Genomic DNA, 11,419 nt, shown 5'->3' with positions numbered 1-11,419 from the left:
TTTTTTGTTTCTGCTTCGCAGAAATGAAACGTATTACGCCACGCCGGTTACCGGGACTGCTATTCCTAGCCCTAGTCATTTGACTAGGGCTTTTTCGTTTATAAAGACATCGATAACGATTCACGATACGATATGACGCTTAGTTGTTGTAGTTACTATTATAGTTCGTCAGGAGCATCTCTTTGCGAAAGCCTTTTACTGAAAATGTCGATCTAGAGGCGATTCATTTACTAGCCGAGCGTTTAGCCGGGCAAAATGCCTACGAAAAAGGTGTCTCTCTTTATCACTCTGGTGCGGTTACAGATCTCAGCATAGATGAAAATCAGGTCAACGCTTCTGTTCATGGCTCTAAATTATATCGTGTGAAATTAACATTTTTGGAGTCAACTATTGATGGCGGTTGTTCCTGTCCGGCTTCTGAAGGCTTTGATTTTTGTAAGCATTGCGTCGCCACAAGTTTGGCGTACCAAGAGCGATTAAAACATCATCAAAAATTAATAGACGGCGAGCCTTCACAGCGCCTTCGTGCCTATATAGACAGTTTAAATGAAAATGAAATCAAAGCCGAATTACTGAGTATCATTGAATCCGATTCAGAGCTACTTAGCGATTATATTCTGCTGGCCGATGTCAGTTCAGGAAAACTTCAAAGCAGTGATCTTAAAAAGCATATTACCAAGGCGCTTCCTTTAAGAGACATTTGGCGACATGAAAGAGTTCGGGATTATTTCGAGCAGGCAAAACATAAGCTTCGAAAACTCTTTAATATAATCGAACGTTTGGATCCACGCTCCCGCTATGAACTCTGTCAGTACGCACTTTTACGTTACGATAAAATATTGGAAAGAGTGGATGATTCTGGTGGGTACCGCTTCTCTCTTTTTGCATTGTTACAACGCCAGTATGCAGAGACTATCAAGAAACTTGATATTTCGACAGATGAGATGGTGGAGCTTCTACTGGCGCTGTTTGTAACGGATTATGAGTTTATTGAGTTCGAAAATATTTCAGACACTTTTATTGATAAAAGCAATCGTCAACTGACTGAAAAATTCTATCAACGCCTGAAGCAAACAATAGATCAAAAACTTGATAATGCCAGCAAATCTAGTAACGTTGAGACGCTAGTTTTGAAAAAAATGACGCGCGAGTTGATTCGCTATTATGAAGCGAATCAAATGCAAAAACACGCATTAGCATATACCATCCATTTCGCTTCAGATATAGACGCGTTTTTTAAAGTTATTGATTTAGCCCTAAATACAAACGAGCTTGCAGTTGCAGATGAATATATAAGGGCAGCTAGTCAGCAAGTAAGAATGCCAAATGACAAATTGAAGTTGGCAAAGTATGCTCTGGAATCAGCAAAGGCTAATAAAAATTATAGCAAAGCCCTTGACGATGCATGGGAGATATTTGAGCAAAGCTTATCAGTTGAAGATTTTCAACAGCTGATTGAAATTAGCCGCAAATTAGAAATTGATGAAAAAGAGATTTGCAAACGAGCAGAACGGTATTTGCTTAAGGTTATAGCTAATCTTTCTGGGACGTCTGCCAAATCATCAGGACTGATAAAAGCAGTAGAAAACACAATCGAATTTTTTCTCTTCAATAAACAGTATGATAAAGCTTTAGCGATGGCCAACGAATATGACGTTCCGCCAGACACTATTCATGAAGTGGCATATGAATGCTTGGCACACAAACCAAAAGCCAGTTTCAATTTATACCGACAGCTTTGTTTGCTCTATCCACAACTAGGCTCGCAAAAGGACTATCTGCTGTGCATTGAGATATTACAAGAACTCAACAGCAATTTGCCAGATAGCCCTGAGTTTAATCAACGCTTTAGTCATTTACTTGCAGAACTTGCAGATATTTTCAGATTAAAACCAGGCTTTATCGAATTGCTTAATCAACACTTTGCACAAATAAGGTAATTCATAGCAACCTGTAAAATATAGAAGAACGACAACATTTTGTAACAGTTTTGTGCAATTCTATGTCGCTTATAGTGTGTGACATCCCTTTAAATTAACATACACTCAGTCATACTATAATAATAAGCTTAGCTTTAAACTCGCAGAAGTACCTATCTATGCTTGAATTAAGGAATATCAAAAAACATTTTCAGAATGGAGAAGAAGTCGTTACTGCTATTAACAACGTCAGTTTAACGATTGATGAAAATGAATTTGTTGCCATTATGGGCTCGTCCGGCTCTGGAAAATCGACGCTTATGAATGTGCTTGGTTGTTTGGATACACCTAATTCAGGCACATATCTTTTAGATGGTCAGGACGTAGCTTCTTTAAGTGATGATGAGCTCTCTCGGATAAGAAATCGCCATATTGGATTTATATTTCAGACCTTTCATTTACTCCCAAAACTGGATGTTGTCGGGAATGTTCAGCTACCGCTGCGATACAGCGAGATAGACGAGGACGAGGCATTACAAAGAGCTAATGCCCTGATAGACCGCGTTGGATTAAGTCATCGCAAGCACCATAAACCTTTTGAAATGTCAGGTGGTCAGCGTCAACGAGTGGCAATTGCCAGAGCGCTAATCAACAAGCCCAGCGTTATTCTTGCCGATGAACCCACTGGAAATTTAGATAGTAAAACTTCTCAGGAGATCATGGCGCTGCTCACTGAGTTGCATCAGTCAGGTCAAACTATTGTGATGGTGACTCATGAAGATGACATCGCCGAGTATGCACAGCGAATTATCAGAATGAAAGATGGTGTTATCGTTCATGGATAAAAATAGTGCTGAATTTGATTTAAATGAAAGGTCAAGAAGATGCAAAAATCACTAGTCGTAATAATATCAATACTTTTGTTTTTTCCTGCCCTCGCAAAAGAAGTTATTTTGACAGGACAAATCAGCTCCTCTGCCAGACAGGTCGTAAATGCCCCTCAAGCCAGTCGATGGCAAATTCAGATACAGTGGATGGAAGAAGAGGGTAAAGTTGTTAATGAGGGAGACCTTGTTGTTGTCTTTGATGGTGCGAATGAACAATCCCAGCTTGAACAGAATATTGAATCTCTTGCAAGATTAAGACTTGAATTAGAGCAATTACAGTTAGACCAAGATCAGCGAGTGACAGACGCTCAAGGCCGCCTTACACTTGCAAAAATGGAAGTGGAAAAAGCGCAAATTGAAGCTTCAGTTCCTGCCGCTCAGGTAAGTGCCTATGACAAAGGGCAGTATGATTTGGCACTGCAAAGAGCGCTTCTTGAACAAGTCAAAGCACAAGAAGCACTTGCAAGCGCTATCAAAGAGCGTACTTCAGAGCTTCAGAAAAAAAACATTGATATATTAAAGACTGAAGAGGAAATAGCGTACTTAGAAGACTTGCTCACTAAAATGAATGTGATTGCTGAGCATACTGGACCGGTGACCTATGCCATGCATCCATGGAGTAACGACAAGCTGGCAGCAGGCATGAATGTTCAAGCGAGTTGGAAAGTGCTGGATGTGCAGGCAATTGAGTCATTTCAAGTAGAAACCTGGATACACGAGGTAGATGCTTTGGGCATTTCTGCTGGCATGCCAGTTAAGCTAACCCTGGATGCGCATCCATCGATTTCCTTTGACGGAAAAATTGAAATTCTGTCTACTCAAACCGAGCCAAAAGATTTATGGAGTTCCAGCGCCTATTACCCGGCCATCATTAGCTTTACGCCACCTGAAAATATCAAACTATTGCCGGGAATGAGTGTACGTATTTTGCCTGAGGATGCCTGACATGAAATATTCAATTCCGTATCTCTTCGTCGCCGCAGTACTCGCTTCTTGTCTTGGACTTGGCGCGTGTCAACCGGCCTCAGACAATACCAATAAACAATCGCGGGATCGAGACAATTTAATTGCGCCTGCCGAGCTTGTCTCATTGCAGGATATTTCTATTGGGCCTCCGAACGTCAATCGAATGTGGCAGTTTAAGATTGAGTATATGGCCAGAGAAAACACAATGGTAAAAGAAGGCGACGTAATTTTAAGATTTGACGGACAGCGGCTCCAAGATGATTTGGTTGGAAGAAAAAGTAGCCTGGAAGCGGCAATCAAAGAAGCGGAGCAAAAACGCTTGGAAAATGAGGCTAAGCTTGAACAGCTCACGCTTGATTTGGCCGAAGCAGAAATGAATGAAACGATTGCACGACGCAAAGTTGAGATCACTGACGTTTCGCGCTCCGACATTGAACGCAAAAAGCAGCAAGCGGAATTTAGAATTGCTCAAGAGGCGCATCGTCAAGCTAAACAAAGAATAAATCAACATGTTCTTGCCATGGAAGTGAGCCAAAAAGTGCAAGGCGCTAAGATTGAAAATGAGCGTGTTCGAGTAATGCAAATTGAGGAAAGTCTTCAAAAACTCAATGTGAAAGCACCTAAAGCCGGCATGGTGATTTACGCTTCTGACTGGAGCGGCGAAAAGCCTGCAATTGGCGATACGGTTTACATGGGCCGCACGCTTATAAATCTGCCTGCCTTGGATAAAATAGCAGTGAGTGTCGAATTTGATGAATCCGATACTGCTCAGGTTGCTTTGGGCGCTCCTGTCAAAGTGACCTTGGATGCATTCCCAGAGAGGCCATTTACAGGGCAAATTGCTGAAATTGGAAAAGCATATCGCAGCAAATCACAACGTAACTTGAAGGTCGTATTTGATGCAACTGTGACACTAGATGCAACAGATTTGGATATTATGCGGCCGGGTATGAAAGCACAGGTAGAATTGATAGGCAGCGAAGTATGATTAAGTATCTGCGAAAGTCGACAATAAGCTTTTTATTTTTTCTAGGTACTCTGAGCGTGATACTTGGATGTGCAGAGCAGGAAAACAGCTTGATCCCCGAATATGCGGTTGAAAAAAGTGCCTTTGATATTACAGTAACTGGATTTGGTGAGATTGAGGCAGCTCAAGCACAGAGAATCAACTCTCCAGGTACTCGACCTATGACATTAGCATGGTTGATTCCTGAGAATACGGTTGTTGAGCAAGGGGAAGTGATTGCGCGTTTTGATGCCCAACAAATCTTGAAAGAAAGTCGTACAGAAGAGCTTGAGATGATGAAAATTCAGCAGGATATCGTACGATCCAGTGCTGCACAGTCTCAACAAATGCGTGAGGTTGAATCTGACCAGGTATTTGTGCGTCATGAGTTTGATTTTGTTGACCGTTTCGCCATTGACGACCTGCGAATATATTCTCAGCTAGAAATCATCGATACCCTTGAAAACAGAGACTTTCTAGAAGCGAAAAACAAATTCCTTGATTGGAAAGAGAGCAGTATTGACCAGCAGCACGGTAGCGAAATGGCGGTTTTAGACATTAAAAAGCAAGGGCATGCAACCAAGTTTCAGCGTCATCAGGAAGCGCTTTCTAGCCTGGAAGTTGTCTCTCCATACTCAGGTTTAATTATCTATGAAAAAGATAGAAGAGGTGAAAAACCGGCGGTTGGACAAACAATTTTTCCGGGTAGAGTCATTGCTCAAATTCCTAATCTTGATGCTATGCAAGCAAAGGTTTATGTATTGGCAAATGATGCCATTGACCTGGCGGCAGAGCAGAAGGTCGAGATTCGCTTAGATGCCTTTCCTGATAAAACGTTTTCCGGAAAAATAGCCAATGTCGCAGGTTTTCCCCGTTCCATCGAGCGCGGTAATCCTATTACTTATTATGAAGTGACCGTTTCTTTAGATAAGCAAGATAAAACAGTCATGCAACCTGGCCGAAAGCTTACAGCAACAATACATGTGAAAGCGCCATCAGAGACCTTAGTTGTGCCCATACAAGCACTCCATCATGCGAATGGCACCAGCTATGTTTATCTGAAAAACGGGAACGAATACATCCAGCGAAACGTAGAATCAGGCCGAAAAAATTTGTATTCAGTTGAGATTACACAAGGGCTCGAAGAGGGAGATGTAATTGCCCTATCGCCCCCTCCACAGGTCCTTGCAGGCAACACGAATAAGGAAATTTGATGTTTACTACTTATCGAATACTGATTGCAGATGCGATTGGCGAATTACTCTCGCAAAAGTTGCGTACTTTTTTGACGCTGCTTGGTATGATTTTTGGAGTAGGCGCTGTTATCGCGATGCTGAATATCGGTGAAGGCGCGCAACGACAAGCCCTTAAGCTCATCGACTCTATGGGCGTGAATAATATCATTGTCAATGCGAATGAATATACGCGTGAAGAGCTTGTAGAAATTCGTGAAGAATCGCTTGGATTAAGTATGGGTGATGTAAATGCAGCATTAAATACCTTACCTTTTATCGATGGATACAGCGCAATTAAAAAAGTAAAAGTCCATGATATCTATAGTGACTATAACAAATCACAGGCAGAGGTGGTGGGAGTGACTACCAGCTATTTTGCGTCTGCTAACTTGCAACTTGGACAAGGACGCTTTTTAAACGATCAAGATGAACTTGCGCTTGCACAACTTGCGGTACTTGGCGCAGACACCGCGAAAGAACTTTTTGCTAACACCGAATTGGACGACGATGAAATCATTGGGCAGTACCTAAAAGTCAATCATGTGTGGCTTAAAATTGTTGGTTTACTTCAGGCGCCACCGGGTAATCAAAATGAATTTCAGGGAGTGAAAATAGGTGGGGATCGCTATCGTATATTTATACCCTTATCTACCGCCCAGCAAAAATTCGCCAATGAGTTTCTTGCAAGCCCACTTGATAGCATTAAGTTGAGTGTTGTCAAAGGCACCGATCCGGTAGTGGCGTCCAAAGCCATCAATAGCCTTCTCGAGTTAAGACATGGCGGCGTTAAGGACTACAGCATGATTATTCCTGCTGCTCTATTGGAACAGCAAAAGCAAACGCAGCAAATATTTAATATTGTTATGGCTTGTGTTGCCGGGATTTCTCTTCTAGTTGGTGGGATTGGAATCATGAATATCATGCTCGCGAACGTCATGGAACGTACTAAAGAAATCGGTCTTTTGCGTGCCGTAGGTGCCACACAAAAAGATATTCGCTTACAGTTTATTGCAGAGAGCTTCACTATTTCAGTAATGGGTGGACTGCTAGGGATATTTTTTGGCCTTGTTTTGTCAGAGGTCATCGGATTTTATTCCGGCTGGGCTGTAAGCTGGTCACTAACCGCTATTTTCTTATCCCTTAGTATCTGTATGATTGTTGGCGTTGGTTTTGGTGTTTTTCCGGCAATAAAAGCATCAAAATTAAACCCGATTGATGCACTTCACAGTGATTGAAAAAGGCGTTTGAAACGCGTATCTGTGAGTGATACGCGTACTAAGACACGACTTGAAACAAACTTAACTTGTAATTAATTTGCTTCTTCAAAATGGGCTTGAATGAGTTCTGCGAGGCGCAGCGCCAGTATCTTCCCTCCCTCAACATTGGGATGTATGCCATCTCGGAACAATTCATGTTCATTAACAAAGTCTTTATGCAAATCAACTAGTTCGGTTTTTGTAAGAACAGTGATGTGGTTCACATCCGGGTGGATTTGCTGTTCAATTACGTCCCCGTTGATTGTCCAGGCGTCAGCGTAGGCTGGTAGATTCTTTCCAACCCAAATTTTTGGCCGCTGCGGAAGGTTTTTATAAGCGTTGATAAAATTAATATAGTCGATTTTAAAATTGTTATTTCCTCCTCGCCAATTTTCATCTTTGGAGTCATTCGTTCCAAGCATGATAAATACAGCATCGGCCTGACTTGCAAGGGAACTATCGAATTCAGGCTGATCCCAATAAGGTTTGTTACTTAGCTTCAACGCCGTTGCGCCGTTGACGCCAAAATTTAGCACTTCGTATTCGGGGCCTAATTTTTCTCTGAGTTTATGTATCCAGGCATCAGGGTTTTCATCACCACCATTGTAGGTGATGCTATCACCCACCATGGCAATGCGATACTTAACTTCAACCTGCTGTTCGCTGCAAGCAAAGAGAAAAACAATTAAGAAAGAAAGACTTAAAATTGATCGAAAATTCATGACTATTCCTCTGTGAAAATGCTGAACGCTTGTGATTAAACACCCTGTTTGTTGTAGATATTCGATATATCAAACTTATATTTACAATTGTGTTACAACAAATGTTTTATGTTTACAATTCCGTAATTGGGAAAGAAGATATCAGAAAAGCAAAATCTCGCACTGAGTGTGAGAATTAACGAAAAAGAATAATGTGATTTTGTAACGCAAGGGTGTACTAAGCCCTCAACTCAGGTGCTTTTCTTCCGTTCGCTTAATGGAGAAAACCGATAAAAAATACGTTATTCAGCTTTTTTTAAAACGATAGGTAAGAATATGGCCGTACCGCTAGACAGAGGCAGCGTTAAAGTAAAACTAACATTAAATAGCAATTCTTGTGGGTTGTCGTTAATTAAGATCCTCGTATCTACAATACTTATGATACTGGTATCTGGATGTCAGCCGACAGATGAAGAGACACAAAAGGCTGACTTTAGAGAAGGCGCTGAAGCTTTAACTAAATCTGACTCAGGCAAAAGCGGTTTAGCAGACAACAACTCCGATAAAGCGAACGTGTTGTTAATACTGACAGATGATCAAGGCTATGGTGACTTAGGAATTAATGGTAATGAGATTATTGAAACGCCAACCTTAGATGAACTTTTTGAACAAGGTGTTAACTTCGATAGGTTTTATGTCAGTCCTGTCTGTGCGCCTACGCGTGCTAGCCTCTTGACCGGCAAGCATTATTTATCTACCGGCGTATTTCATGTCACGCGGGGAGGCGAAAAAATGCACGCCTCAAATGTGACGCTTGCCGAACGACTGAACGAGCAAGGCTATCGAACGGGACTTTTTGGCAAATGGCATAATGGCCTGCAATACCCGCACGATCCGATTGGACAGGGTTTTGATGAGTTCTACGGATTTTCTGCCGGGCATTTGTCAGAATATTACGATAACTATTTATATCACAATAACGAGCGCGTCCAGTATCAGGGATATGTCGCTGATGCTATTACGAACAAAGCAATCGATTTTGTCGTTGATGCTTCAGAAAAGCCTTTTTTTGCGATGTTGAGTTTCAATACGCCACATGGCCCGTTTCAAGTCCCGAATCAGTATTTTGAAAAATATAAAAATAAGGGATTAATAGATGTTAATGCATCTATTTATGGCATGGTTGAAAATATCGATGACAATATCGCAAAAGTATTCAATGCGCTTGAGGAAAAAGGTGAACTAAATAACACCATTGTACTTTTTATGTCCGACAATGGACCAGCCTTCCCTGACGGGCAAACGCGTTATAACGCCGGTTTAAAAGGTCACAAAGGGCTGGTTGATGAAGGCGGTGTTCGCTCTCCTTTAGTTATCCACTGGCCATCTAAAAACATACCTAGCCAAAAAGTTATTCCGATTACGCAGCATATTGATATAGTGCCGACCATCTTGTCACTTTTAGATATTGCTTTTGACGAAACTCACTTTGATGGCAGAGATTTGACCCCTTTGATGTTTAACAATCTTGAAAATGGTAATCAATGGGAAGACAGATTCTTATATTCACATCGATTTAGGATAAGTAAAGATTCTTCGGCGGATCCGGTACATCCGACGCCCGCAGCAATCAGAAATCAGCAGTATCTCGCACTCGCGGGTGAGAATGGGAAGTGGCAGTTATATGATTTGATTAGAGATCCCGGCCAAAAGCAGAACTTGGCAGAAGAGCAGGTAACATTGCTTGAAGAACTTAAATCTGAATATTTTAGCTGGTATCAGCAAATTACTTCGGAACATGGCCCTTATAAGACCTTACCGATAGAAGTTGGACACGTAGAAACAACACTTATTGAGTTACCAGCGCATGAAGGTCTGATTAAAAGCGACCTGGAATACCAGCATAAAGCCGGCTGGTCGCATGATTGGCTTGTGCCGGTTTCACAGAATGCTGGCCTTGCATACTGGCCATTGAAGGTACTTGCACCGGGTAAGTATCGCGTGACGATTGAATATGCGACAAATGATGGTGCTTATGGCAATGCGCTGAAAGTCAAAGTGGCTGAGAAGGAACTTATACAATCTCAAATTGCGCCGTTTATTCCTGACACACTATCTACCGAACGTCAGTACTACACAGATGAAGCGCCAGATTTAACATGGGGTAAACTAGACATGGGAGAGCTTGATTTAACAACTGGCCAATACAATTTTGAAATCATGTTCGGGACCGATGCACAAAATAGAAGCTTGTGGGTTAAGCAAGTCACCTTACATAAAATTTAAACCAGTGAGAAAGATTTATGTTTAAACAAAGAAAGCATTCAATTCAATCAAAATTTGCGCTAAGCACGCTGCTGTTTGTGTTTTTATCATTCAATTCGCTACTACACGCACAAGAAACAGAACTTTCGTTTAATAAAACCATTGTATTAGACGCAGATACGGCGAATGAAATAGATGATTTATATGCTGTCGTAGCGGCGCTGATTGAGCCAACATGGAATATAAAGGCATTGAATGCGACACACTGGCAAACAAGTCATTGGACAAGCGACAATTCCATGGAAGATAGTCATCGATTAAATCAGGTACTTCTGGGGTATTTACAAAAACCGGTGCCAACAAAGCGCGGAGGTGTAGCCAGAATGTTTGACTGGGGTGATCAAGCCCAGCACTCGGCTGCCGCATATGAAATTATTAAACAGGCACACGCTATGCCAATGGGAGAAAGGCTTACCGTGATTGCATTGGGCGCCTTAACCAATGTTGGTTCCGCACTTTTTATTGACCCGAGCATCGCTGAGAAAATCAATCTTTACTGGTTAGGAACGTCCTACGATTTTGAAAATGGCATATTAGGCACGACAGATTTTAACGCTATTATGGATACTCAAGCCTTACATTTGCTTTTAAAATCTGACGTACCCATGACGATTATTCCCGTGAATGTTGCTGTAGATATGCAATTTAATCGTCAGGATACAGAACAACGACTAAGTGGCCTGCACCCGCTAGGTGATTTTTTGGTTTCGCGTTGGACAAACCACATGGATGGTTCTCGCTACGACCGAGCGATTTGGGATTTGGCACTTATTTACGCAATGATGGAACCTGAGTGGGCAGAAACCACACAAATCACAACATCTAAAGATTTTGGTAGTCGCCCCATTACTTACATTAGTAAGATTGATGGTGAGCAAATGTACCAAGCATTTTTTGAACGCTTCAAGGCTCATGTTGCAAAATAAAAGCGCTCAAAGAAATCGAGCTTAACACTTACTAAAGCATCGATAGCCGAAATAGTTATAATTTTTAACGAAATATTCATACGTGTTTTGTGTATGAAACGACTATGATTAACAAATCATTAACCTTGGCTGTTCGTTTGCTTTACATGATTAAAGCAAAGGTCTTTCGGGGGCACCAATAGAACGTTAAGAGCAAAG

9 protein-coding genes are annotated in these 11,419 nt (G+C 41.6%); 8 read left to right on the top strand and 1 reads right to left on the bottom strand.

Annotated elements, in window-relative coordinates:
- Positions 1–182 precede the first annotated feature (182 nt).
- From D6V41_RS17495 to D6V41_RS17470, 6 genes are all read left to right on the top strand, one after another.
- Positions 183–1,940 carry an SWIM zinc finger family protein gene (locus D6V41_RS17495; RefSeq protein ID WP_136252849.1) on the top strand — a complete coding sequence of 586 codons (1,758 nt, stop codon included), beginning with the start codon at positions 183–185 and terminating at the stop codon, positions 1,938–1,940.
- Between the two features lie 158 nt (positions 1,941–2,098).
- Positions 2,099–2,764 (top strand): ABC transporter ATP-binding protein, encoded by a 666-nt coding sequence (locus D6V41_RS17490; protein WP_136252848.1) that lies wholly within the window; start codon positions 2,099–2,101, stop codon positions 2,762–2,764.
- A gap of 39 nt (positions 2,765–2,803) precedes the next feature.
- A complete protein-coding gene (locus D6V41_RS17485; RefSeq protein ID WP_136252847.1) occupies positions 2,804–3,751 on the top strand; it encodes an HlyD family secretion protein in 948 nt (315 codons plus the stop codon).
- Position 3,752: 1 nt separating this feature from the next.
- The gene (locus tag D6V41_RS17480) at positions 3,753–4,760 is read left to right on the top strand and encodes an HlyD family secretion protein (protein WP_136252846.1); all 1,008 of its coding nucleotides are present in this window, start codon (positions 3,753–3,755) and stop codon (positions 4,758–4,760) included.
- On the top strand, positions 4,757–5,992 hold the full coding sequence (locus tag D6V41_RS17475; protein WP_136252845.1) for an efflux RND transporter periplasmic adaptor subunit: 1,236 nt from the start codon (positions 4,757–4,759) through the stop codon (positions 5,990–5,992). The genes D6V41_RS17480 and D6V41_RS17475 overlap by 4 nt, the downstream gene beginning before the upstream one ends.
- Positions 5,992–7,248, top strand: a complete 1,257-nt coding sequence (locus D6V41_RS17470) for an ABC transporter permease (RefSeq protein ID WP_136252844.1) — start codon at positions 5,992–5,994, stop codon at positions 7,246–7,248. Before D6V41_RS17475 ends, D6V41_RS17470 begins: the two co-directional genes overlap by 1 nt.
- 74 nt (positions 7,249–7,322) lie before the next feature.
- On the opposite strand, the gene D6V41_RS17465 is transcribed toward D6V41_RS17470, so the two are convergent.
- Complete coding sequence (locus tag D6V41_RS17465; protein ID WP_136252843.1) at positions 7,323–7,991, bottom strand: GDSL-type esterase/lipase family protein; 669 nt, start codon at positions 7,989–7,991, stop codon at positions 7,323–7,325.
- 315 nt (positions 7,992–8,306) lie between these two features.
- Here D6V41_RS17465 and D6V41_RS17460 point away from each other — a divergent pair, with 315 nt between their 5' ends.
- Positions 8,307–10,256: an arylsulfatase gene (locus tag D6V41_RS17460; RefSeq protein WP_136252842.1), complete on the top strand. Its 1,950-nt coding sequence runs from the start codon at positions 8,307–8,309 to the stop codon at positions 10,254–10,256.
- Between the two features lie 17 nt (positions 10,257–10,273).
- The gene (locus D6V41_RS17455; protein WP_136252841.1) at positions 10,274–11,221 is read left to right on the top strand and encodes a nucleoside hydrolase; all 948 of its coding nucleotides are present in this window, start codon (positions 10,274–10,276) and stop codon (positions 11,219–11,221) included.
- Positions 11,222–11,419 lie beyond the last annotated feature (198 nt).

Source organism: Ningiella ruwaisensis (assembly GCF_004798935.1).
Classification (GTDB): domain Bacteria; phylum Pseudomonadota; class Gammaproteobacteria; order Enterobacterales; family Alteromonadaceae; genus Glaciecola; species Glaciecola ruwaisensis.
This window is presented reverse-complemented; position numbering and strand designations above follow the sequence as displayed.

Bases quoted from the DNA above. Each gene is read 5' to 3' on its own strand.
- D6V41_RS17490 (WP_136252848.1), top strand. From the start codon at position 2,099: ATGCTTGAATTAAGGAATATCAAAAAACATTTTCAGAATGGAGAAGAA.
- D6V41_RS17485 (WP_136252847.1), top strand. From the start codon at position 2,804: ATGCAAAAATCACTAGTCGTAATAATATCAATACTTTTGTTTTTTCCT.
- D6V41_RS17480 (WP_136252846.1), top strand. From the start codon at position 3,753: ATGAAATATTCAATTCCGTATCTCTTCGTCGCCGCAGTACTCGCTTCT.
- D6V41_RS17475 (WP_136252845.1), top strand. From the start codon at position 4,757: ATGATTAAGTATCTGCGAAAGTCGACAATAAGCTTTTTATTTTTTCTA.
- D6V41_RS17470 (WP_136252844.1), top strand. From the start codon at position 5,992: ATGTTTACTACTTATCGAATACTGATTGCAGATGCGATTGGCGAATTA.
- D6V41_RS17465 (WP_136252843.1), bottom strand. From the start codon at position 7,991: ATGAATTTTCGATCAATTTTAAGTCTTTCTTTCTTAATTGTTTTTCTC.
- D6V41_RS17460 (WP_136252842.1), top strand. From the start codon at position 8,307: ATGGCCGTACCGCTAGACAGAGGCAGCGTTAAAGTAAAACTAACATTA.
- D6V41_RS17455 (WP_136252841.1), top strand. From the start codon at position 10,274: ATGTTTAAACAAAGAAAGCATTCAATTCAATCAAAATTTGCGCTAAGC.